22 protein-coding genes and 1 riboswitch are annotated in these 23,000 nt (G+C 43.6%); of the genes, 16 read left to right on the top strand and 6 right to left on the bottom strand.

Annotation, left to right across the window (positions count from 1 at the left end):
- Positions 1 to 11: 11 nt before the first annotated feature.
- The gene (gene pckA / locus NYE38_RS14880) at positions 12 to 1,595 is read right to left on the bottom strand and encodes a phosphoenolpyruvate carboxykinase (ATP) (RefSeq protein ID WP_007613256.1); all 1,584 of its coding nucleotides are present in this window, start codon (positions 1,593 to 1,595) and stop codon (positions 12 to 14) included.
- Positions 1,596 to 1,792: 197 nt separating this feature from the next.
- A riboswitch (SAM riboswitch) is annotated at positions 1,793 to 1,932 on the top strand.
- Positions 1,933 to 2,101: 169 nt separating this feature from the next.
- Between pckA and metK the strand changes: the two genes are divergently transcribed.
- The 3 genes from metK to alaP all read left to right on the top strand — a co-directional run bounded on the left by metK (position 2,102) and on the right by alaP (position 6,953).
- Positions 2,102 to 3,304, top strand: a complete 1,203-nt coding sequence (gene metK / locus NYE38_RS14875; RefSeq protein ID WP_257989012.1) for a methionine adenosyltransferase — start codon at positions 2,102 to 2,104, stop codon at positions 3,302 to 3,304.
- Positions 3,305 to 3,446: 142 nt separating this feature from the next.
- Entirely contained in the window at positions 3,447 to 5,345 is a 1,899-nt protein-coding gene (gene asnB / locus NYE38_RS14870; protein WP_003152255.1) for an asparagine synthase (glutamine-hydrolyzing), read from the top strand.
- A gap of 204 nt (positions 5,346 to 5,549) precedes the next feature.
- A complete protein-coding gene (gene alaP, locus NYE38_RS14865; protein ID WP_017418420.1) occupies positions 5,550 to 6,953 on the top strand; it encodes an alanine permease AlaP in 1,404 nt (467 codons plus the stop codon).
- 177 nt (positions 6,954 to 7,130) lie between these two features.
- Here alaP and NYE38_RS14860 read toward each other — a convergent pair whose 3' ends face one another.
- On the bottom strand, positions 7,131 to 7,646 hold the full coding sequence (locus NYE38_RS14860; RefSeq protein ID WP_026092272.1) for a gamma carbonic anhydrase family protein: 516 nt from the start codon (positions 7,644 to 7,646) through the stop codon (positions 7,131 to 7,133).
- Between the two features lie 46 nt (positions 7,647 to 7,692).
- On the opposite strand from NYE38_RS14860, the gene NYE38_RS14855 reads away from it, so the two are divergent.
- The 3 genes from NYE38_RS14855 (at position 7,693) to NYE38_RS14845 (ending at position 10,492) form a co-directional block, all read left to right on the top strand.
- Positions 7,693 to 8,472 carry an alpha/beta hydrolase gene (locus NYE38_RS14855; RefSeq protein WP_003152261.1) on the top strand — a complete coding sequence of 260 codons (780 nt, stop codon included), beginning with the start codon at positions 7,693 to 7,695 and terminating at the stop codon, positions 8,470 to 8,472.
- Between the two features lie 20 nt (positions 8,473 to 8,492).
- Positions 8,493 to 9,572, top strand: coding sequence for a tetraprenyl-beta-curcumene synthase family protein (locus tag NYE38_RS14850; protein WP_003152263.1), 1,080 nt, complete (start codon positions 8,493 to 8,495; stop codon positions 9,570 to 9,572).
- Between the two features lie 110 nt (positions 9,573 to 9,682).
- On the top strand, positions 9,683 to 10,492 hold the full coding sequence (locus tag NYE38_RS14845) for a glycerophosphodiester phosphodiesterase family protein (protein ID WP_237587122.1): 810 nt from the start codon (positions 9,683 to 9,685) through the stop codon (positions 10,490 to 10,492).
- 17 nt (positions 10,493 to 10,509) lie between these two features.
- Here NYE38_RS14845 and NYE38_RS14840 read toward each other — a convergent pair whose 3' ends face one another.
- From NYE38_RS14840 to NYE38_RS14825, 4 genes are all read right to left on the bottom strand, one after another.
- Entirely contained in the window at positions 10,510 to 10,704 is a 195-nt protein-coding gene (locus NYE38_RS14840; RefSeq protein ID WP_003152265.1) for a hypothetical protein, read from the bottom strand.
- A gap of 121 nt (positions 10,705 to 10,825) precedes the next feature.
- Positions 10,826 to 11,407: a class I SAM-dependent methyltransferase gene (locus NYE38_RS14835; protein ID WP_007613246.1), complete on the bottom strand. Its 582-nt coding sequence runs from the start codon at positions 11,405 to 11,407 to the stop codon at positions 10,826 to 10,828.
- A complete protein-coding gene (locus NYE38_RS14830; protein WP_003152268.1) occupies positions 11,404 to 12,372 on the bottom strand; it encodes a TIGR01212 family radical SAM protein in 969 nt (322 codons plus the stop codon). The genes NYE38_RS14835 and NYE38_RS14830 overlap by 4 nt, the downstream gene beginning before the upstream one ends.
- Before the next feature lie 86 nt (positions 12,373 to 12,458).
- Positions 12,459 to 14,126: a DHA2 family efflux MFS transporter permease subunit gene (locus NYE38_RS14825; protein ID WP_340802126.1), complete on the bottom strand. Its 1,668-nt coding sequence runs from the start codon at positions 14,124 to 14,126 to the stop codon at positions 12,459 to 12,461.
- A gap of 422 nt (positions 14,127 to 14,548) precedes the next feature.
- Here NYE38_RS14825 and NYE38_RS14820 point away from each other — a divergent pair, with 422 nt between their 5' ends.
- The 10 genes from NYE38_RS14820 to NYE38_RS14775 all read left to right on the top strand — a co-directional run bounded on the left by NYE38_RS14820 (position 14,549) and on the right by NYE38_RS14775 (position 22,937).
- On the top strand, positions 14,549 to 15,661 hold the full coding sequence (locus NYE38_RS14820) for a metalloregulator ArsR/SmtB family transcription factor (RefSeq protein ID WP_237587088.1): 1,113 nt from the start codon (positions 14,549 to 14,551) through the stop codon (positions 15,659 to 15,661).
- 382 nt (positions 15,662 to 16,043) lie between these two features.
- Positions 16,044 to 16,316: a YtzC family protein gene (locus tag NYE38_RS14815; RefSeq protein ID WP_003152272.1), complete on the top strand. Its 273-nt coding sequence runs from the start codon at positions 16,044 to 16,046 to the stop codon at positions 16,314 to 16,316.
- 192 nt (positions 16,317 to 16,508) lie between these two features.
- Entirely contained in the window at positions 16,509 to 16,625 is a 117-nt protein-coding gene (locus NYE38_RS14810) for a hypothetical protein (protein ID WP_014721696.1), read from the top strand.
- Positions 16,626 to 16,663: 38 nt separating this feature from the next.
- Positions 16,664 to 17,056 carry a GntR family transcriptional regulator YtrA gene (gene ytrA / locus NYE38_RS14805; RefSeq protein WP_014418691.1) on the top strand — a complete coding sequence of 131 codons (393 nt, stop codon included), beginning with the start codon at positions 16,664 to 16,666 and terminating at the stop codon, positions 17,054 to 17,056.
- On the top strand, positions 17,049 to 17,927 hold the full coding sequence (locus NYE38_RS14800) for an ABC transporter ATP-binding protein (RefSeq protein WP_017418414.1): 879 nt from the start codon (positions 17,049 to 17,051) through the stop codon (positions 17,925 to 17,927). Before ytrA ends, NYE38_RS14800 begins: the two co-directional genes overlap by 8 nt.
- Entirely contained in the window at positions 17,921 to 18,907 is a 987-nt protein-coding gene (locus NYE38_RS14795) for an ABC transporter permease subunit (RefSeq protein ID WP_017418413.1), read from the top strand. The genes NYE38_RS14800 and NYE38_RS14795 overlap by 7 nt, the downstream gene beginning before the upstream one ends.
- A 15-nt stretch (positions 18,908 to 18,922) precedes the next feature.
- Entirely contained in the window at positions 18,923 to 19,909 is a 987-nt protein-coding gene (locus tag NYE38_RS14790; RefSeq protein WP_340802130.1) for an ABC transporter permease, read from the top strand.
- Positions 19,910 to 19,945: 36 nt separating this feature from the next.
- Positions 19,946 to 20,926 carry a hypothetical protein gene (locus tag NYE38_RS14785; RefSeq protein WP_017418411.1) on the top strand — a complete coding sequence of 327 codons (981 nt, stop codon included), beginning with the start codon at positions 19,946 to 19,948 and terminating at the stop codon, positions 20,924 to 20,926.
- 15 nt (positions 20,927 to 20,941) lie between these two features.
- Positions 20,942 to 21,637, top strand: coding sequence for an ABC transporter ATP-binding protein (locus NYE38_RS14780; protein ID WP_007408816.1), 696 nt, complete (start codon positions 20,942 to 20,944; stop codon positions 21,635 to 21,637).
- A complete protein-coding gene (locus tag NYE38_RS14775) occupies positions 21,627 to 22,937 on the top strand; it encodes an FtsX-like permease family protein (protein ID WP_021494489.1) in 1,311 nt (436 codons plus the stop codon). Before NYE38_RS14780 ends, NYE38_RS14775 begins: the two co-directional genes overlap by 11 nt.
- The last annotated feature ends 63 nt before the right edge of the window (positions 22,938 to 23,000 follow it).

Below are 23,000 nucleotides of genomic sequence, written 5' to 3'. Positions count from 1 at the left end.
GGCTTTTTTGATTACACGAGAGGTCCGCCGGCTTTGGCAATCGAGTCTGCATGGGAAAACTTTTTAAAGTTTTCTTTAAACTCATTGGCTAAAAACAGCGCTTTTTCGTTGTATGCTTGTTTATCGCTCCATGTGTTTTCAGGCTGAAGAACTTCATCCGGAACGCCCGGAACATGAACGGGACTGCGCAGGCCGAAAATGCTGTCTGCCGTCATGTCAGTCTGGTTCAGTCTGCCTTCAATAGCGGCCTTGACCATCGCTCTTGTATACGAAAGTTTCATCCGTTCTCCGACTCCGTACCCTCCGCCGGTCCAGCCTGTGTTGACCAAGAAGACTTGAACGCCGTGTTCGTCGATTTTATGCCCGAGCATTTCGGCATATACATGCGCCGGAAGCGGAAGGAACGGTGAACCGAAGCACGTCGAGAAAGTCGTTTGCGGAGATGTCACGCCGCGCTCGGTTCCCGCGAGTTTACTGGTGTACCCGCTTAAGAAGTGATACATCGCCTGTTCCTTCGTCAGTTTGCTGATCGGAGGGAGCACACCGAATGCGTCCGCCGTTAAAAAGACGATTGCCTGCGGATGGCCGGCAATGCTCGGCTGCACGATATTGCCGATCATCTCAATCGGATATGCGGCTCTTGTGTTTTCCGTGTAGAAGGAATTATCGTAATCCGCTTCACCCGTTTTTTCATCAAGCACGACATTCTCAAGAACAGACCCGAAGCGGATCGCACGAAAAATCTGCGGTTCTTTTTCCTCGCTCAGATTGATACATTTAGCGTAACATCCGCCTTCAATGTTGAAAACGCCGGAATCTGACCAGCCGTGCTCGTCATCGCCGATCAGTTTGCGGTCCGCATCGGCTGAAAGCGTCGTTTTCCCTGTGCCGGAAAGACCGAAAAACAGGGCGACATCGCCTTTTTCACCGACATTGGCTGAGCAGTGCATCGGCAGTATATCCTGCTGCGGAAGCAGGAAGTTCATAATGGAGAATATTGATTTTTTCATTTCTCCGGCGTATTCGGTGCCGCCGATTAAAATGACGCGCTTTTCGAAAGAGACAATGATAAATGTTTCCGAATGCGTGCCGTCCGTCTCCGGATCTGCTTTAAAATGCGGAGCCGAGAGAATGGTGAAAGGCTGCGCTTGCGGATCTCTTTCATCCGTCTCCGGTCTGATAAACAGCTGGCGTGCGAATAAATTGTGCCACGCAAATTCATTTACGACCGTAATCGGGAGTCTGTATTTTTCATCCGCTCCTGCGAATCCTTCAAAAACAAACAGTTCATCCCGCTGTTTTAAGTAGCTGACGACTTTGGCGTACAGCTTTTCAAACGCCTCTTCAGAAATGGGCTGATTCACCGCGCCCCAATCAATTTGATTTTCTGTGCTTTGTTCACGGACGATAAATTTATCTTTAGGTGACCTGCCTGTATAAGCGCCGGTGGTGGCGCGTACAGCGCCCGTTGATGTCAGCGTTCCTTCATTTCGGCTGATCACTTTTTCGGTAAGTTTTGGAGCCGATAAATTATGATGCACATTCGGACTTGCAAGTAATGCTTGAAGATCTGCGGTTAAATCAACTAATTTCATAAAAACCTTCCTTTGCCGGTTTATTTGTATTTCGCTGAATGTGGAATTAGTATAACATATATCTGAAAATAGTCTATACTATTTGCGGTTTTTTGTTTGTGTTTTTCCATTGCTTCCCGAAATAAAGGCGCGTAATCGCTTTAATTCATATTGACACTTTCCGCCCTTTTACGATAAGATATTTCATTGAGCGGATACTCTTATCCCGAGCTGGCGGAGGGACAGGCCCGATGAAGCCCAGCAACCGGTTTCTCTGTAAAAAAGCAGGTGAAAACACTGTGGGAAACCAAGGTGCTAACCTGATGCAAGGTTTAATATTTTCCTTGAGCGATAAGAGTGAAAGGCACACAGACCAAACCCTTTCCTCGAGTGGAAAAGGTTTTTTTATTTCATAAAATATGCCAATTAACATTCTCTGATATAGTATGACATTGTATTAAGAGGGAGCGAGTTCCGTATCATATGAGAAGGTCTTGCAAAAGATCTTTTTTCAGGAGGAAAAGTGAATGAGTAAAAACCGTCGACTATTTACATCTGAATCTGTTACTGAGGGTCATCCGGACAAAATCTGTGACCAAATTTCTGACAGTATCTTAGATGAGATTTTAAAAAATGACCCGAACGCGCGCGTGGCCTGCGAAACATCTGTAACGACAGGACTTGTGCTGGTAAGCGGAGAGATTACTACATCAACATACGTTGACATTCCGAAAACAGTCCGTGAAACGATTAAAGAAATCGGCTACACACGCGCCAAATACGGATTTGATGCGGAGACTTGCGCTGTTTTAACATCAATTGATGAACAGTCTGCGGATATCGCAATGGGTGTCGATCAGGCTCTTGAAGCGCGTGAAGGCACAATGAGCGATGCTGAAATCGAAGCAATCGGAGCGGGAGACCAAGGCCTGATGTTCGGTTATGCGTGTAACGAAACGAAAGAGCTTATGCCGCTTCCGATCTCTTTGGCGCATAAATTAGCCCGCCGTTTGAGCGAAGTCCGCAAAGAAGACATTCTTCCGTATCTTCGCCCTGACGGCAAAACGCAAGTTACCGTTGAATATGATGAAAACAACAAGCCGGTCCGCATCGACGCGATCGTTATTTCAACTCAGCACCACCCGGAAATTACGCTTGAGCAGATTCAGCGCAATCTGAAAGAGCATGTCATTAATCCTGTCGTGCCTGAGGAACTGATCGATGAAGAAACAAAATACTTCATCAACCCTACGGGACGTTTCGTAATCGGCGGACCTCAAGGTGACTCGGGTCTTACCGGCCGTAAAATCATCGTTGACACATACGGCGGATATGCACGCCACGGCGGCGGCGCATTCTCCGGTAAGGATGCGACGAAGGTAGACCGTTCTGCGGCATACGCTGCGAGATACGTAGCGAAAAACATCGTGGCAGCAGGCCTTGCTGATTCTTGTGAAGTGCAGCTTGCATACGCAATCGGCGTGGCACAGCCTGTTTCTATTTCCATCAATACATTTGATACAGGAAAAGCTTCTGAAGAAAAACTGATCGAAGTCGTACGGAATAACTTCGACCTGAGACCTGCCGGCATTATTAAAATGCTTGATCTGCGCCGCCCGATCTATAAGCAGACTGCTGCTTACGGCCACTTCGGACGTCATGATGTGGATCTTCCTTGGGAGCGTACTGACAAGGCGGATGCGCTTCGCAAAGAAGCACTAGGAGAATAATTTTATAGCCGCTTACTTAAGCGGCTTTCCCTTTTTGTAGATGCTGCCATGCTTATTTTTACATAGCGTGAAACCAATGGCGTAACACAGCGTCTATAAAAAGGGGGTCCAATTAGAAAATTACACTTATGGAGGCTATACTATGTGTGGATTTGTCGGTGTTTTTAATAAGCATCCATTAACTCAAACCGCAGATCAAGAAGAGCTAATCAAACAAATGAACCAAATGATCGTTCACCGCGGTCCTGACAGCGATGGGTATTATCATGACGAGCACGTCGGATTCGGCTTCAGACGGCTCAGTATTATTGACGTAGAAAACGGCGGACAGCCTTTATCATATGAAGACGAAAAATATTGGATCATTTTTAACGGCGAAATCTATAACTACATTGAATTGAGAGAAGAGCTTGAAGCGAAAGGCTACACTTTCAATACAGATTCCGATACTGAAGTGCTCCTTGCGACATACCGTCATTATAAAGAAGAAGCCGCTTCAAAGCTTCGCGGAATGTTTGCGTTTTTAATCTGGAACAAAGCTGACCGCGTTATGTACGGCGCGAGAGACCCGTTCGGCATTAAGCCGCTGTATTACACAACCATCGGGGACAAAGTATATTTTGCATCTGAAAGAAAAAGTTTAATGGCCGCTCAAAACGGCATTGATCTTGATACAGCTTCTTTACAGCAATATATGTCTTTCCAATTCGTTCCTGAACCGAGCACGCTTGACGCTGAAGTGAAAAAAGTCGAGCCGGGCAGCCAGTTTACGATCCGCCCGGAAGGCGACATCGCGTTTAAAACATATTTCAAAGCGAACTTCAAGCCTGTTCAGTCTGATGAAGATAAATTGGTGAAAGAAGTCAGAGACGCAATCTTTGACTCTGTCAAAGTTCACATGAGAAGTGACGTTCCTGTCGGTTCGTTTCTATCCGGCGGTATCGACTCTTCTTTTATCGTCTCAGTTGCGAAAGAATTTCACCCGAGCCTTAAAACATTTTCCGTCGGTTTTGAGCAGCAGGGCTTCAGTGAGGTTGACGTAGCGAAGGAAACGGCTGCCGCGCTCGGGATTGAAAATATCAGCAAAGTCATTTCTCCTGAGGAGTATATGAACGAGCTTCCGAAAATCGTCTGGCACTTTGATGACCCGCTTGCAGATCCGGCGGCGATTCCTTTGTACTTTGTCGCAAAAGAAGCGAAAAAACATGTAACGGTCGCGTTATCCGGGGAAGGCGCGGACGAGCTGTTCGGCGGGTACAATATTTACCGCGAACCGCTTTCGCTTAAACCGTTTGAACGCATTCCGTCCGGTCTGAAAAAAATGCTTCTTCATGTGGCGTCCGTCATGCCTGAAGGAATGAGAGGGAAAAGCCTCTTAGTCCGCGGCTGCACACCGCTTGAGGAGCGTTATATCGGTAATGCGAAGATTTTTGAAGAGCCCGTGAAAAAACAGCTGCTCAAACATTACAATCCAGAGCTTTCATACCGTGATGTCACGAAGCCGTACTTTACGGAAAGCCGTTCATACAGCGACATTAATAAAATGCAGTATGTTGACATCCATACGTGGATGCGCGGCGACATCCTGTTAAAGGCTGACAAAATGACGATGGCCAACTCATTGGAACTGCGCGTGCCGTTCCTTGATAAAGTCGTGTTTGACGTGGCTTCTAAAATTCCGGATGAACTGAAAACGAAAAACGGCACGACGAAATACCTTCTGCGCAAAGCTGCTGAAGGGGTAGTGCCTGATCATGTGCTTAACCGCAAAAAACTCGGCTTCCCTGTGCCGATCCGCCACTGGCTGAAAAATGAAATGAACGAATGGGTTCGCAACATCATTCGTGAAAGTGAAACAGATGCTTATATTGAAAAGGATTATGTCCTTCAGCTTCTAGAAGATCATTGTGCCGACAGAGCGGACAACAGCCGCAAAATCTGGACCGTGCTGATCTTCATGATCTGGCACAGCATCAATGTTGAAAAAAGACTGGTGCCGGAAGAGCTGAATCATCAGCCGAAAGAAGTCATTTTCGTTTAATCCAAAAGGCTTTCGATGTTATCGAAAGCCTTTTTTCTATTGTTTTTTTGTAAACCGTCTATTCCGCTCTGTTTTCGACAAAGTATTACGCAATATTCAGAAAAATGTTATAATAGGACTAATCGGGTAGATTCCGGAAAGTGTTTTCTGGCTATTTCGTCTCGGTTTGTTGTTTCTTTGTCAAAATCAGGGGGAGGGAGAGTTATGCAAAACAAAGAAAAAACGCTTCACCGCGGCTTGGAAGAGCGGCATATCTCGCTTATGTCGTTGGGCGCCGCGATTGGAGTCGGGCTGTTTCTCGGGTCGGCTTCTGCCATAAAGCTTGCCGGGCCGGGGATTTTAGCCGCTTACGCCTGCAGCGGACTGATTATGTTTTTTATTATGCGGGCATTAGGGGAAATGGCGATTCAAAAGCCTGTAGCCGGCTCATTCAGCCGGTATGCCAGAGATTATCTCGGTCCGCTTGCCGGGTTTTTAACAGGCTGGAATTATTGGTTTTTATGGGTTGTTACCTGCATGGCGGAAATCACCGCGGTCGGCATTTATATGGGCTACTGGTTCCCTGACGTGCCGTCATGGATCTGGGCGCTTTGTGCACTCGTCATTATGACGGCTGTCAACTTTCTGGCGGTTAAAGCGTACGGTGAGCTTGAATTCTGGTTTGCGCTCATTAAAGTCTTGGCGATTCTGTCAATGATCGCGATCGGTCTGGTGATGATCGTATTCGGTCTCGGAAACGGAGGCGTTGCGCTCGGAATCAGCAATTTATGGAGCCACGGCGGCTTTTTCCCGAATGGGATTAAAGGGGTGCTGCTGTCGCTTCAAATGGTCATGTTTGCCTATCTCGGGATTGAGCTGATCGGTGTCACAGCCGGTGAGGTCAAAAATCCGGAAAAATCACTGGCGCGGGCCATAGATACTGTTTTTTGGCGCATTCTCATTTTTTACGTCGGAGCTTTGTTTGTCATTATGTCAATTTATCCGTGGCAGGAAATCGGTTCAGGCGGAAGCCCGTTTGTTTTGACATTTGAAAAAATCGGAATCCCCGCTGCAGCCGGAATCATTAATTTTGTCGTATTGACGGCGGCTCTTTCTTCCTGCAACAGCGGGATCTTCAGCACGGGGCGCATGCTGTTCAATCTGGCGGAGCAAAATGAAGCGCCTAAAGCATACGGTACGGTCACAAAAGGCGGTGTGCCGGGAAAAGCGGTATTGGTTTCAGCGGGCGCGTTGTGCATCGGCGTTTTGCTGAACTACGTGGTGCCGGCGAAAGTGTTTACGTGGGTGACGAGCATTGCGACGTTCGGGGCGATTTGGACATGGTCGATTATTTTGCTTTCCCAAATGAAATACCGTAAAAGCTTACAGCCGGAACAACGGAAAAAACTGAAATATAAAATGCCTTTATACCCCTTTTCCTCATATATCTCGCTGGCATTTCTCGCTTTTGTCGTTGTGCTGATGGCTTTTGATGCAGAGACCAGGGTGGCCGTCATCATCGGTCCTGTCTGGTTCGGCATATTATTAGCCGCCTATTACGGGAAAGGTTTCCATAAAAGAAAAGACATAGGTCTGGAAAACGGACAGACATTCGCCGAAAAAGCGTAAAAAAAGAGCCCGGGACATGGGCTCTTTTTTTCATAGGATCGGGCCGGCGGGGGAAGAATAAAACAAATTCCTGAACATTTTGCTTCTGTTTCCTGACAATCGGGAGAATGCAAATGGTTTTTACTTAAATAATATTTTGAAAAATGGTACAGTAGTAAAAACAAAGCTGATCTATTTTTATTTCTTTTGCAGTGTTTTATAATATCGGCCTTTTTCAACATATTCCGTTCTGATTCTTTCCATGTCCTGTATGTCTTCTTCTGTCAGCCGGCGGATAACCTTTGCGGGCCGGCCGAACGCAAGACAGCCGGGAGGAATGGTTTTGCCCGGAGGAACGAGACTTCCGGCGCCGATAAACGCGCCTTCTCCGATTTCCGCCCCGTCAAGAATGACGGAGCCCATACCGATTAAAGCATTCTTTTTGATGATTGCGCTGTGCAGTGTAACCTGATGGCCGATCGTGACGTCATCTTCAATAAGAAGCGGGCGGTTCGGACTTTGATGCAGACAGCTCAAGTCCTGTATGCTGACTCTTTTTCCGATCCTTGTCGGCGCAACATCCCCCCGGATGACGGCCGAGAACCAGATGCTTGATTGTTCTCCGATCACGACGTCGCCCGTAATGACGGCGTTATCCGCAATGAACGCTTCAGGATGTATGTCAGGCGTAAATTGTTTATAAGGGTAGATTATCATGTCTCATCCTTCTTTCTCTAAATTTATGTAAGAGGTGAACTGCATGTGGACTTGGAAAGCAGACAGGCCCGTCGGTACCATTGTCATTATCCACGGGGCGAGCGAATACCACGGGCGTTATAAATGGCTCGTTGAAATGTGGAGATCTTCCGGATATAACGTGGTGATGGGCGATTTGCCCGGTCAGGGAACGTCGACCCGCGCCAGAGGGCATATTCGCTCTTTCCAAGAATACATTGATGAAGTAGATATATGGATTGATAAAGCGAGAACGCTTGAAGCGCCCGTTTTCCTTTTGGGCCACAGCATGGGCGGACTGATTGCGATAGAATGGTTTAAGCAGCAGAGAAATCCCCGCATTACGGCACTCATTTTATCATCACCTTGTCTGGGTCTGCAAATAAAAGTCAATAAAGTCCTTGATTTTGCGTCTAAAGGACTGAACGTCCTCGCTCCGTCCCTCAGAGTGGATTCCGGCTTATCACCTGATATGGCAACGAGGAATGCGGATATGATTGAAGCGGATCAAAACGATTCTTTATATGTCACGAAGGTATCCGTAAGATGGTACAGAGAGCTTTTAAAAACCATTGATGCCGCTATGGTGCCGACTGATGCGTTTTTAAAGGTGCCGCTTTTGCTTATGCAGGGCGGTGATGACAAAATCGTCGATAAAATGAAGGTCCGCAAATGGTTTTCCGGTGTGGCTTCCCATAATAAATCGTATCGGGAATGGGAAGGGCTTTATCATGAAATTTTTAATGAACCGGAAAGAGAAACTGTGTTTAAGGCGGCAAAAGCCTTTACAGATCAGTATATTTGAATTCGCTGGGGGTGCATATGTTGACAGTACCGGAACATCCTTTTAACCTTATGGCAAAAGTGTATCGGGAAATTTTCCCGCTCGTTCATCAGGAATTGAACATGTGGCGGGAAAAATCAGATTCCATTAAAAATACCGAACTGCGGCAGCAGGCGGCCGCAAGTATCCGCGATAAATCGTTTCATTGTGAAGGCGGCGGCATTTTAGCCTTGCTTTCGGGAGAACAAAAACAGAAATGCGTGCAATTTATCATCGCGTATCAGACAATCAGTGATTATCTGGACAATCTGTGCGACCGCAGCACCTCGCTTGATCCGGAGGACTTCCGCATGCTTCATCTTTCCATGCGTGACGCGCTGACGGTCGGTGCCGAGGTGCGGCCGTACTATCAGTACAGAGAGGAGCGGGATGACGGCGGTTATCTTCATGAGCTGGTCAGAACATGCCAGCGGGTGCTCGGGTCAATAGAACATTACGGTATCATTAAACCTTATTTGCTTGAGCTGTGTGATTATTATTGCGATCTTCAGGTTCATAAGCATGTCGTTGAGCATGAACGCGTTCCGAGGCTTAAAGCCTGGTTTGAGCAGTACCGGTCACAGCTTCCGGAAATGGAGTGGTTTGAGTTCTCGGCCTGCGCCGGATCGACGTTAGGCATTTTCTGTCTCGTTGCTTACTCATTCCAGCCTGATTTTAACGAACATACCGCTGAGAAAATCCGCAGCAGTTATTTTCCGTACATACAAGGGCTGCATATACTGCTTGATTATTTAATTGACCAGGAAGAGGATCTGCTTGAAGGCGATCTGAATTTCTGTACGTATTATCAGTCTCATGAAGAAATGATGCAGAGACTGCAGCATTTTATTGAAAAAGCGGATGAACATTTGCAAGGCATTCCGCATGAAAATTTTCACCGGCTGATCAACAGGGGGCTGCTCGGTGTCTATTTATCCGATGACAAAGTCGCCGGCCAAAAAGAAATGGGCCGCCTCGCGCGAAAGCTGATCAGGGCAAGCGGAAAAACGTCATTTTTCTTTTATATCAACGGAAGAGCCTACCGCAAATTTCAGAAGATGGCTTGGACGAAAAGTTCGTAATGGGTGAACTGCGCCTCTCGTGTACATCATGACGGCGCAGTTTTTTATTTATGACGTGAAGTATGAAATGAAACATTGTTTGCGCCTGCAGAATATGATACTTTAATTTTATGAAAAAATTAAAGTATTTAGCGGCTATAGCATTACTTTCCATTTCCGGAGGCTGCTCCGTCATCCATGCTTCCGCCGGCTATCATCCTGTCTTGATAGCGCACAGGGGCTCTTCTGCGATTGAGCCGGAACATACAGCTTTGTCTTATACACGTGCGATTAAAGACAAAGCAGATTATATTGAGATAGACTTACGGGAGACGAAGGATGGCCGTCTGATTGCAATTCACGATAAAACGGTAGATCGGACAACAGATGGTAAAGGGATGACAGATGATCTGTCTTTGGCTCAGATTAAGAAACTGAATGCGGGAAAAGGAGAAAAGATTTTAACATTAGAAGAAATCATACAGAAATTCGGACAAACTGCCAATTACTATATTGAGACAAGAGAAAGCAACGGCAGCCTGGTGATGGAAAAGAAACTGATTGACATATTACAAAAACATAAGCTGATTTCCAGCCATAAAGCAGTCATTGAGTCTTTTAGCGGGAAGAGCTTAAAGAAAGTTCGATCTATGAATAAAAAAGTTCCTCTTGTCCGATTATTAAAAGATAACGAGGCTGAGGAGATAAATGATAAGCAGCTGCAAGTAATCAGAACGTATGCTGATACAGTCGGGCTCAACGCCAAATTGGCAAATGAAGCAGTCGTGAAGCGCATTCATCACAATAAGATGAAAGTGCACGTGTTTTTTGATAAGGAAGACGAGCATACGCTGACGCCTATTATGCTGAAACAAAAAGCAGATGGTGTCTTTACGAACAATCCCGCTTATACACGCAGCGTGCTGCAAAACAGTAAATAAAAAGAGACATGCGCATTTTACGCTGTCTCTTTTTTTAACGGTTTCTTTTTTGCCGCAAGGTGCATTGCGAATTTGCCGATCAGCCCGATGACAAAAAATGCAGCAAACCACCAGTAATAGGTTTTCGCGAACTCAAATCCTAAATGTCTTGATAAAATGATGACAAACATCACATAGGGAACACTTGAAAATATGATGCGAAGAATATTCAAACTGCCGCTCCTCCCAGATGTTACACTAAAAGATGAACTTTTTTCCATTATTTCATAGTAATTGATTTTTCTTGAAAAGTAAACACAAAAAGAATCGGCCCGCTTATGACAGGCCGATTCTTTATTTGCCGGCAGATTTCTTTTCAATCGCTATAATAAACGGCGGGTCGTTCCGCTGGTTGAGAAAGCCGTAGCTCAGCACGCGGGCTTTTTCCTGATCAAGATTGCTGCAGTATTCCAGTAATGCACTTTTTTCCGTCTTGCCTTCAGGATGCCCGTGGTACACAACGAGAACGATCAGCCCGTTCTCCTTCAGCAGTTCAAGGAGCTGTTCGATCGCGGAAATGGTTGAGTGACCGTTTGTCGTAATGCTTTTATCGCCGCCTGGCAGATAGCCGAGATTAAAGACGGCGCAAGCCACACGACCGTGCGCATCTTCAGGCAGCGATGCCTTTATTTGATCATGGCTTTTATGGTGAAGCGTGACGCGCGGGCCGAAGTCGGCACCGAGCCGCTCCTTCGTTTTAGCGAGTGCGTCCGCTTGAATATCAAAGGCATGGACATGTCCTGTCTCACCGACAAGGCCGGCCAGAAAATATGTATCATGTCCGTTGCCCATCGTCGCGTCAACCGTGATATCACCTTCCTGTGCGGCGGACTTCAGCAATTCTTTACTGAAAGGGAGGATGTGCATCAAGGTCATAGGGCGGTCTCCTCCCCGGTCTTTCTGAAGAGCTTTCCTTGATAGCTTCCCCGTGTTTCCAGCTCTTTTTGAATGGCGCCCAGTACTTCCCACTTATTGACGCTCCACATCGGCCCGACCATTAATTCGATCGGCCCGTCTCCCGTAATGCGGTGAACAATCATTTCCGGGGGAATGATTTCGAGCTGATCACATACAAGACTTACATATTCTTCTTGAGAAAGGAACTCCAGCTTTCCTTTTTCATATTGCTTCACCATCGGTGTGCCTTTTAATAAGTGAAGCAGGTGAATTTTAATGCCTTGCACATCCAAATCAGCGACGGCTTTGGCCGTCTCCATCATCATGTCCCTGTTTTCAAGCGGAAGCCCGTTAATGATATGGGAACAAACGCGTATGCCGTGTTTTCTCAGTTTATTGACACCCTCAACATAGCAGTCAAAATCATGGGCGCGGTTGATCAGAAGGGCGGTTCGCTCATGTACGGTCTGCAACCCGAGTTCAACCCATAAATAGGTCCGCTCATTCAGTTCGGCCAAATATTCCACGACATCGTCCGGCAGGCAGTCCGGACGGGTCGCGATCGACATGCCGACAACGCCGTCAAGCTTGAGGACGGATTCGAATTTTTCACGCAGCTCCTCTACCGGGGCATGCGTATTCGTGAACGCTTGGAAATATGCGATATATTTGCCGTCTTTCCACTTTTCGTGCATGCGGTTTTTAATATCGTGAAATTGCGTGAGTAAGTCATCGGCCCGATTGCCGGCAAAATCGCCGGAGCCCGCCGCGCTGCAGAATGTGCAGCCTCCGTGTGCAACCGTGCCGTCCCGATTCGGACAGTCAAAACCGCCGTCAAGCGCGACTTTAAACACTTTATGCCCGAAATGCTCCCGCAGATGATAATTTAATGTATGGTACCGTTTTTCCGTATTTGAATAAGGAAAAGGGTTATTCTCGTTCAATGTTCAAAAAGCCTCCCTCACATCAGATGCATCCTAAAATTGTAGCATGAATGATGGAGCGGAACAATGAAACAATTATGGAACGGTCAAGACGTAATATCTACCTGGTTTTTCTGTTGTTGTTTTAAACGTTTTGGAGAAATATCACTGAACAATGCAAAAATAATTCCTAAAATAAGAATTACACTGCCTACTTTGAATGTATTATTAAAACTGTCACTTATTTTTTCATTATATAAATTTGAAATTTTTTTCTGGATAGCGATAACTTCCTTCTTTTGAGTATTGAAACTTTTTTGTACCTTTTCTTTATATGGATCCGGGGTTATAGAAAGAATTTCTTCCTCTTTTTTGTTTAATTCAGCAATACTTTTTCTTCGATCGAAACCTTTACTGTCTGAATGCTTTAAGTGAGTTATTATCTCGTTCTTTGCATTTTTATCAAAAACCTGATTGTTTTCCACAATTGTTATGGCTTCTTTTTTTGCAGAAGCTGTGTGATCATTTATATTCATTGTAAGCACAGATGTAAGTATGGCAATGCCTAGCGCTTGTCCAACTGTCCGCATCATATTAAGAATACCTGAGGCAATACCTACTTTCTCAGGAGGAATAAGCCGTATCCCTGAACTCATTGCCGGTCCTATCACAAGCCCTAAAGCTAAGCCGGTCAAACATAACAGAATAATTACCGTTGTTACAGAACTGTCGTATCGTATGTATCCGTATAAATATGTTGTGATTGTTAAACCGAGCATACCTAGACCCGAAAGCCAAATGCCCCCGAGTTTATCAGATAGCTTTCCAGAAAGTACAGAGGTAAACATAGATGATAGAGCTAATGTAGAAACAATTAACCCCGCTTCTAATTCAGTTTTTCCCATTAAATTCGTGAGGAGTAAAGTAATAATAAGGGTACCGCTTGTTAATCCAAGGCCCTGCATAAAGAGGGTGAAAGAACTGAAACTAAACGTACGTATCTTCAGCATGGATAAGGGAATCATCGGGTTTTTAATTTTAGATTCAATAAAGAAAAACAAACAGAATAATAATACAGAGATTACAAAAAGAGAGATAATTAATGGAGATGACCAGCCTAAATCAGATACTTTTGCAAAGCCAAAGGTTAAACAGAAGAGAGCTCCGGATAAAATAAGAATCCCCATGTAATCAATTTTTTTACTCACTGTTTCATCATAACTCTCAGTAATAAAAAATGCTGCTAAAAAAAGAGAAATCAGGCCTAAAGGAATATTTATGAAGAAGATAGCTTGCCAATTAAAATTTTCAGTTAATAATCCTCCAAGTACAGGTCCTAAAGTAGCTGCTAATCCTGAGAAAGCCCCCCAGATTCCAATGATCAATCCTTTTTTATTTTGAGGAACGATGGCCAAAGCAATAGGCATTGTAACTGGCACAATGAAAGCAGCAGATAATCCCTGAATCACTCTAATTGTGATAAGCATTTCAATTGAAGTGCTCAAACAGGCAATAACTGATGTCAAAATAAAAAGTGCTAATCCAAACATAAAAGCTTTTTTTCTTCCAAAATGGTCTGCCAGCTTTGATGCACCTACTAATAAAACTGCAAAAGCTAAAGTATAACCTGTAGCCACCCAAGCTACTTGAGAAAGGTTGCTCGAAAAGTAATCCAGCATCTTAGGTAAGGCAATATTTACTATAGTGGTGTCCATTACCGAAATGAATGTACCTAATAATAATGCAGATAACATAATTAATTTTTTGAAATTCAAAACTACACCTCCATCAGATATTAATCTAAATTAAAATTCGATATATATCTAAAAACATGATAAATGCAATCTTAAGAGGTGTCAATATTATTCATAAATTGTTTCTTCATCCACTTATCTCGAAATCATATTTTTATAATTCAACAATTTTGTAACTTGAAATAACTCAATAAGAGCTTAAATGGACCTGTAAACTAGCTGAGATGATTAAGGATTTCTGAAGAGTATGACATGAGGAGAATACTTAGCATGAGGTGAAGCAAGTCTAATAAATCTAGGACTGCTCATGATAATGCTCAGTCAGGTAAGTGCTAATTAGAAATGAATATTCTTTGAAAGTTTCCTTTTGATTGATACTATTAAAAATGTAAAATGTCTGGCATGAAGATAGTACAACGTTTGCCTTTGTGGAAAAAGACTTTATGGGGTGTGAAAAAGTGCGGTTAATAATAAATGACAGTGTTTCAGAATTCTTTGACAAGATATCCTCTATTCTATTCTTAAAACACGAGGAATTCTTCAAAGATTATACAACCAAATTGGGTTTGAATTTAGATAATGAATATTTTGTATTACTAGATGATCTTAAAAGAATAAAAGAGTTAGATAGTGAGTTTTTAAATTTTTATTTTGGCAGCTTTTGCGACTACAAAGATGTTAGGAATGCAAATATTTTTTGTTTAGCCACAACATTTTTTAAAATACCACAAATTTACACGAAAGATTTTTTTGAAATTATTGATTATTTGTCTGCAGTTACAGAAGAAGAGATAAGAAAAAATATTTTAGAGTCTCTAATTTATTTACAAGGAGATCTTAAAACCGAAACATCTACCCAACAGTATTTAAATGATAGGGAAAGTTTATTTGAGCTACTTAATAATCTAAATATAAAGCCCGAATACAAGTGGATCATATTTAAGGTAATGAAATCTCCTAAAACTTATGTAGATCAATTTTGCAGCAAATTAATGTCGGTGAATGGTTATCTTAACGAGGCGATTTATAATTTAATTAAATTCAGAGAAGAGTGGATGAATCAATTAAAAAACATAAATATAGATTTTCCAAAAAAGATAATCAGTACGTTAAAAGGTAAGGAATACTTATCTTGTAATTATATTAATATATATCCAACACTTTTACCTTACACTGCAACTATTACGAAAAGTGAAGATAACATTTATGTTGGACTTGGTTATAAAGTTGATAAAATTTTTGAAAATACATTAGAGAAAGCAGAGATTAATCATATCATTGATTTTTTGAAGCTTTTATCGGATAAAAGTAAGTTCAAGATATTAATCTTACTTAGTCATAAAAAAATGTATGCTAATGAGATTGCTGAACAGCTAAATTTAACCAACGCAACGATTTCACACCATATGAGAATTTTGACATTGCAAGGTTTAGTTGAGAGTACGAGAAATCAAAATAAAACATACTATTATCTTAATTCTTCAAAATTCGATTCACTTTTGAACGGTTTGTTGAAAAAATTTAAAGCTGTTCCAGTCTTAGATGGGGATGAGTAAGTTTTATAGTTGGTGTTAGTTTCGGGATGATAATTAAAGCTAATAAAAACGATCGTCTAATGAATTGGATACCTAAAAAATCTGATGAATCCTGGGTGTTTTACACAAAAAAGATAATTTGATGGTGAACAATTTAAAGCGAACCGAAGATCTTGTGGGTGATGTGGAAAAATTATAATGTTTTTAATAAAAGAAGAATTAAGTTAGCGTTCTAAAATGAAGGCTTTTTATAAAGACTTCATTCTGTCTTGATTAAGTTTTACATTTAATCGTATTTTATGCCATCTCTGTCTTGTGAATGAATTACCTGATATTTCTTGTGAGAATTTATTTGGAATAAGAAATACTATTGATATGACATTATCAATAGGAGGACTGTTTAATGGCAACAAGACAATCAGTAGATGAACATCTCCAAAGAAGCGAACAGGCGTATGAATTTGCGAATGAGCAATTTATGACCGCTTCAAAACAAGAGCATTATAATGATAATGAGTACAGTGAAGCGCAAATGATGCTTGAAAACGCGGTGAATGAATTAAACAAGCTGTCATTATCTGCGAATGATCAGCAAAGAGAGCAGCTTTATCGAATGAGATTGCAGCTGCAGACCTTGCAAAACAATATGATTTTGCAGCGTAATTTTGATTACTGACCGCGCCGTTTTAAATGGTTCAGCAAACCTGCCGGAATCCCGGCAGGTTTTTTTGTATTTCTTTTAAAAAAGAATTGACAATAGGCCTGAGTGTGTTTATTGTATTACGTGTACTAATTGATGTAATACACATAAAACACTCAAAAAATGAAATCGACATATAAATGTTAAGCATAGGGAAGGGGAACTTTCATGAAAAACAAAAGATCCGTAAAACAAGATGTGCCTCTTATTATCGCCGCCTCGGTTTTGGCCAGCAGTCTGTTTGCCGTTCTTGTCGTCATCGGATTTCAATGGCAGAACATTTAAAGAAAGAGAGCAGCTCGTAAAAGAAAGAAGGGAAGTAAATGATTCAAATCGATCCGAGAAGCTCAACTCCGATTTATGAGCAGATCATACAGCAACTGAAAGAGCTTTGTTTAAAAGGGATCATGAAGCCGGGGGATAAACTTCCTTCTGTCAGGGAATTGGCAACGATCATTATCGCCAATCCGAACACAGTCAGCAAAGCGTACAAGGAGCTCGAACGCGATGGTGTCATTGAAACGCTGAGGGGAAGAGGGACGTATATATCGGAGAATGCAAAAACGACATTGGTTGAAGGGAAGATGACGATGATAAAAGAGCAATTGAAACAGCTCATCATCGATGCCCATTACGCGGGAGTTGAGCTGGAGAAGCTGCAGGAATGGATAAAGGAAATCAGCGCTGATCTGAAAGGAGGCAAGGATCATGATTGAATTGCGGAATCTCTCAAAAACAATAGACGGTAAAGAAGTGCTCAAGGATATTTCGCTCACCATCGGAAAAGGGGAAATTTTCGGGCTGCTCGGGCGAAACGGATCAGGGAAAACAACGCTGCTCCGGCTCATTCAGCAGATTCTCCTGCCGGACCAAGGGACGGTTTTATTTAATCAGGTGGAAATAAAGCGGCACCCAAAAGTCAAACAGAATATCATTTATATGCCTGTTGAAAATCCTTTTTATGACAAATATACATATAAACAGCTTGTTGCGATTGTAAGCAGAATCTATCCGAATTTTGATGTGACTTACGCCAATGAGCTGATGAACAGGTACAATATTCCGGAAACGAAGAAATACCGTGAACTATCAACAGGGCTGAAAAAACAGCTCGCGCTCGTTCTTGCCTTTGCTTCACGGCCGGCACTGATTCTTTTGGATGAACCGACGGACGGCATTGACGCCGTAACGCGTCATGACGTGCTTCAGCTTATGGTGGACGAAGTGGCTGAACGGGAAACGAGCATCCTGATTACCTCACATCGTTTAGAAGATATTGAGCGAATGTGCAACCGGATCGGATTTTTGGAAGGAAACCAGCTGACGAATGTGATGGATTTGGATGATATGAAGGAAGAATACATGAAAATCCAAATGGCGTTTGAAGAGGATGTCAACTTGATGATCAGAGAACAAAACATACCGATTCTCGACCATGCCGGTGTATTTTATACAGTGCTGATTCCGAAAAACGATGAGAAGAAAAAGGAATTTCTGCAAGAGCTGCGGCCGAAAGTATGGAACGAACTTCCTGTGAATTTAGAAGAAGTCTTCATCGCGAAGTTTGGGGGGAACCGGAGATGGTAGACAGGGGATTGCTGTACAGAGAATGGATGCAGAATCGAACTGTTCTCGTAATGATCGGCATTTTTTTAGCGGCGGTTAATCCGTTTGAAGTATTAAATACCTATCTGGTCTACCAAGGCTGTCTGGATACCCACGGAGCATATTGTAAGTTTTATGTGAATTCTTTGGATAGCGGAATGCTGAACTTTAACTGGGCGCCCGCTGTGATTTTGGCGGTTTGCTTATTCGGACTGGAGCGTACAAAAGGAACGATTGATGCGCTTTTCAGTCTGCCTTATTCCCGCGCTCAGATGTTTCATACCAAATTTTGGCTTGGAGCGGCGGTCATTGCCGGATTCCAAGTCATCGGCTACGGGTTGGCCGAGCTGCTCATTCTTCTGTTAAAGCCTGAGCGCGTATATTTCTTCCATCATTACAGCGTCGGTGAGATCATTGTGAGTATTTTGGCTTTTGCATTGGTCGCTAGCGCAGGCTGCTTAACGGGCAATACGTTCGCCCAGCTGTTAACGGCGTTTACTGTGTCGATAGCGCCTTACCTGATTATTACGTTGCCGCTGTCAAATGCGGAAGTCATTTTCGGGGTCGGCATGTATGAGCTGATGCCGTCAGAAGATGCTTATATAAAAGCATACCATTTTATTCAATATTTGAATCCGATTACGTACGTTGATACGGATTGGGTATCTGCCAGCAAGTATATATTACTCATCCCGGCAGTGATGAGCATTGTATTTTATGCCATTGGGTACTTTTGCTATGTCAGACAGCCGGCGGAACGGAACGGCCGTTTTTTCCTCTGGAGACAGCTTGACCGACCCATTCAGATTGTGGTGATCATGATCGGCGTTCTCGGTTTTGGTCTCGCGGGGTACTCGACGGGACAGTCAATGACAGGATATGTGGCCGGGATGATTGTCGGGGGAGCGATCGGATTTTTAGTCAGTTATTTTGTAATTTATAAAAAAGCAAAGCATGTGTAAGAGAGGAGAACCGGAATGATACCGCGGGGATTATTGTACACAGAATGGAAGAAAAATCAGTGGCTGTTTTTGTTGAGCGGTATTTTCTTAATAGCGGCAAACCCTTTTATGATTTATTACTACTATTTATCATACCAAGGGCGTTTGAATTATCTGGATCCGCAATATTGTGAATTTACCGTGAGTTATACGAATGGATCGCTTCTTTCCTTCAGCTGGATTGTGAGTGTCATCATTGCCGTCTTCTTATTAGGCTTGGAACGGACAAAGGGAACGATGGACGCCTTGTTAAGCATGCCTTACAGCAGAGGCCAAATCTTTCAGACTAAATTCTGGCTCGGCGGGGCAGTCATTGTTGTTCCTCAGGCGATAGGCTACGGAGCGGCGTCATTGCTGATATCTTTGCTGAAACCGAGCCATACGTACGATTTTGATCATTTTTCAATCGGAATGATTGTCATCAGTTTTATGGCTTACGCCTTGTTAATGGCATCCGGAGCAATAACGGGACATATATTCGCCCAGCTGTTAACGGCGTTTACCGTCACAGTTCTGCCCTTTTTACTCATCGGTCTGCCGGCCGCGAATTTGGAGGTCGTTTTCGATTTTAGTGTGGGAGATCAATTTTCTTTTATCAGCAGTTATATCGAATCCCGTCTTTTTATATTTGTAACCCCTATTGGATATGTGTTTAACGACTGGATCAGAGAAAGAGATTTGGTTTTAATCATTCCGATTGTGATGAGCCTTGTCTTTTATCTGATCGGTTACGTCAGCTTTCTGAAACATCCGAATGAACGGAACGGCAGATTCTTTCTTTGGAGAAAATTGGACCGGCCGGTGCAGATATTGGTGATTGCCTTTGCCGTTATGGGTTTCGGCGTTTTCGGATATGGGGTCACAGACACGATGTTCGGCTATTTAGCCGGCATTATCTTCGGCGCGATTATCGGGTTTTTCATCAGTTATTTTACGGTTTACAGGCAGTCAAAGCATATGTAGATCTGTTTGAAAATGAGCAGTTTGGAGGAAGGCAAGGTGCCGATTAGCGGTTTGCTTTATAAAGAATGGAAGCAGCGGCAGACGCTGCTGCTTCTTACAGCGGGGTTCTTAGCTATTTTAGGCCCTTTGGCAATTATAAATGAGTATTTTCACTATAAGGATTGTTTAAAAACACTTCATCAATATTCAGGTTCAGTTTGTACGTTCAGCATTGATTACAGCAATCAAAATTTGATTGGGCTGCATTTCATTCCTCCGGTTATGATAGGGCTTTTTCTGATAAGAGCAGGCCGGGCTGAAAGGATGTTTACACTGAGTCTTCCGTATTCGAGAAGCCGGATATTTCATACGAAGTTTTTCTTGGGAGCAGCCGTGTTAGCCGGCTCGCAGTTTGTTTCTTACGGAGTATCTGACATATTGTTTCTAGCGCTTAAACCTGATGCTGTCCATCATTTTCAATCATTCAGCGCAGGGATGCTGGTCATCAGCTTGATGATTTATGCATTAGTGACAGCTGCCGGCACGATAACGGGCAATTTAGCGGCGCAGCTGATCACGGCGTTCACGGTTTCCGTCTTTCCGATCGTGGTTATGACGATTTACCTGTTAAACGCTGAGTTCCTTTTTGGCAGGCAGGCTGTGCCGGATATTGATTTCCCTTGGAGCGGATTTCTGATCTATTTCATGCCTGCCGCTTACATCCATACCTCATGGATGTATTACATGAAACACGCATTGTTAATCTCCGCAATTATGGGATTTTGTTTCTATCTATTCGGCTATGCGAATTTCCTGAAAATGCCGAGTGAACGAAGCGGACATTTTATCCTAAGCAAATACATTGAACGCACCATTCAAGTGCTCGTCATGGTGCTCAGTATGCTGGGAAGTGCGGGGGTATGCGGATATGCTTATAACGGTTCGTATACCGGTTACATATTCGGCATGCTTCTCGGTGCGATTATCGGGTTTTTCATCAGTTATTACTTCATCTATAAAAAAACGAAACAGATATAAGGGGGAGTGGTGTACGTGATAGAAGTACAGCATATTGATCATTCATTTAAAATCGGCAGGAAAGGCAGAGAGAGTGAGGTTCCGGTATTGAAGGATGTCTCTTTGACCGTTGAAAAAGGGGAAATTGCCTGTATCGTCGGGCGGAGCGGTTCCGGAAAATCAACGCTTCTGAATTTAATTTCCGGATACATAGCGCCGACGAAGGGTCGTATCGTCATTAATGGCACTGATGTGACGGGCTTCAGTGAAAAAGAGTGGGCGCAGTTCCGCCTCGGGCATTTCGGTTTTATTTTTCAAAGTTTTCAGCTCATTCCGAGTCTGACAACCTATGAAAATGTTGAAATGCCGCTTGCCTTAAAAGGCGTCAAACCGTCTGAACGCAAGCAAAAAGTCGCGGACATGCTGAAACGGGTCGGACTTGAGAATCATGCGAATCATTATCCGAATGAGCTGTCAGGCGGCCAGCAGCAGCGTGTCAGTATCGCAAGAGCCCTGATTTTAAATCCGTCGATTATTTTAGCTGATGAGCCGACGGGAAGCCTCGATTCAGAAACGGAGCTTGAGGTGCTTGCGTTAATTCAGCAGCTGAACCGGGAGCGCGGGATTACATTTGTCATCATTACGCATGACGATGAAGTCGCTTCAATCGCGCATTCAAAATTCCAGCTGCATGACGGTGTATTAAAAGGGGGCGTTACTGTTGAGATTTAAGGATCAGATTCACTTTATCAGAAGAAATATGAAGAAAAACCGGCTGCGTGTTTTCATGACGGTGCTGGCAACGACAATGGCGTGCGCGTTTTTGGTCGTGCTGGCGTCCGTCGGATTCGGCATCCAAAAAACGATTACAGACATTACGATGAGCCAGCAGATTGTTACGGAAATCAATGTGCTCGGCCAAGAGAACGGAAAAGCCGTGAAGAAATCAGACTTGGAAAAGTATAAAAATGTCAAGTCTGTCGTTGAAAGAACACAAGTGTATGAACCGAATAAAGCGTCGTTAGGAAACCGAACAAATGAAGATTCTGCCATTGTGCTGACAAACATGAACGATGAAGTCAAAGCCAATATGGAGCTTGATCAGGGAAGGGTCGCCCGTACAGAGAATGAAATCGTGGTCGGCTATGATTTTGCGAAGAACTTATTGACGAAAAAAGAGGCTGACGCTTACGACAAAGAGTTAAAGGATCACCAAGGCGACATGTCGGAGGTGAAAAAACCAAAAGGCTATACGAAAGACCTGCTTAATAAAACGATACAGCTGAGCATCTCCAAAACAAACAAAGACGGAGACGTTGAGAAAACGAAAACGTACGACTTCAAAGTAGTCGGAATTACAAAAAAACCGTCCCAAGATTGGATAGAGGATACAAATATTTTTGTGAGTGATCAATTCAAGAAGGACTTCTCAACATTCTTGGATCTGAAGAATGGAAATGTGGAAAAAAACATCAATGTGTATGCGGACAAATTCGAACATGTCGATCAGCTTACCCATGACCTCACGGATGACGGCTTTTATGTCAGATCTGTCACAACCGAGCTGAAGGGCGTCAATACCTTCTTCCTCGTCTTTAAAATCGGCCTGATCTTTGTCGGCTTTATCGCCGTCGTGATTTCTGCCATCGGTATTTTCAATACGATGACGATGGCGGTGACGGAACGAACGCAGGAAATCGGGATTATGAAAGCGATCGGCGCAAGCCCGTCCATCATCCGCAGAATGTTCCTGATGGAAAGCGCCTATATCGGGATATTAGGTTCTGTCATCGGGATTATCATTTCTTACGGAGTGAGTTTTGCCGTCAATCTGGCTGTGCCGGTTATCTTGAAAGCGGTAGGGGGAAACACCGGAGCTGAAGATCTTCATTATACCTTCTCCTATATCCCGCTCAGCCTCGTTGTGATCGCAGTTGTCATTTGTGCGGGGGTCGCGGTGATTTCCGGTATGAATCCGGCCCGCAAAGCGACAAAAACCAACGTTCTGACTGCATTAAGAAGAGAACTGTAAAGGAAAAAAGCCGGCTGTACATCAGCCGGTTTTTCCTCTATCTATCAGAAAAGGGCGGATACC

The organism is Bacillus sp. EU63 (assembly GCF_038592915.1).
Lineage (GTDB): Bacteria > Bacillota > Bacilli > Bacillales > Bacillaceae > Bacillus > Bacillus velezensis.
Note: the sequence above shows the minus strand (reverse complement) of the source record. Positions and strands in the feature narration are given on the sequence as shown.

Coding starts and splice junctions, on each gene's coding strand:
- NYE38_RS14855 (WP_003152261.1), top strand. CDS start 7,693: ATGTGGACTTGGAAAGCAGACAGGCCCGTCGGTACCATTGTCATTATC.
- asnB (WP_003152255.1), top strand. CDS start 3,447: ATGTGTGGATTTGTCGGTGTTTTTAATAAGCATCCATTAACTCAAACC.
- NYE38_RS14790 (WP_340802130.1), top strand. CDS start 18,923: ATGATACCGCGGGGATTATTGTACACAGAATGGAAGAAAAATCAGTGG.
- pckA (WP_007613256.1), bottom strand. CDS start 1,595: ATGAAATTAGTTGATTTAACCGCAGATCTTCAAGCATTACTTGCAAGT.
- NYE38_RS14845 (WP_237587122.1), top strand. CDS start 9,683: ATGAAAAAATTAAAGTATTTAGCGGCTATAGCATTACTTTCCATTTCC.
- NYE38_RS14795 (WP_017418413.1), top strand. CDS start 17,921: ATGGTAGACAGGGGATTGCTGTACAGAGAATGGATGCAGAATCGAACT.
- ytrA (WP_014418691.1), top strand. CDS start 16,664: ATGATTCAAATCGATCCGAGAAGCTCAACTCCGATTTATGAGCAGATC.
- NYE38_RS14835 (WP_007613246.1), bottom strand. CDS start 11,407: ATGACCTTGATGCACATCCTCCCTTTCAGTAAAGAATTGCTGAAGTCC.
- alaP (WP_017418420.1), top strand. CDS start 5,550: ATGCAAAACAAAGAAAAAACGCTTCACCGCGGCTTGGAAGAGCGGCAT.
- metK (WP_257989012.1), top strand. CDS start 2,102: ATGAGTAAAAACCGTCGACTATTTACATCTGAATCTGTTACTGAGGGT.
- NYE38_RS14800 (WP_017418414.1), top strand. CDS start 17,049: ATGATTGAATTGCGGAATCTCTCAAAAACAATAGACGGTAAAGAAGTG.
- NYE38_RS14820 (WP_237587088.1), top strand. CDS start 14,549: ATGGGGTGTGAAAAAGTGCGGTTAATAATAAATGACAGTGTTTCAGAA.
- NYE38_RS14810 (WP_014721696.1), top strand. CDS start 16,509: ATGAAAAACAAAAGATCCGTAAAACAAGATGTGCCTCTTATTATCGCC.
- NYE38_RS14815 (WP_003152272.1), top strand. CDS start 16,044: ATGGCAACAAGACAATCAGTAGATGAACATCTCCAAAGAAGCGAACAG.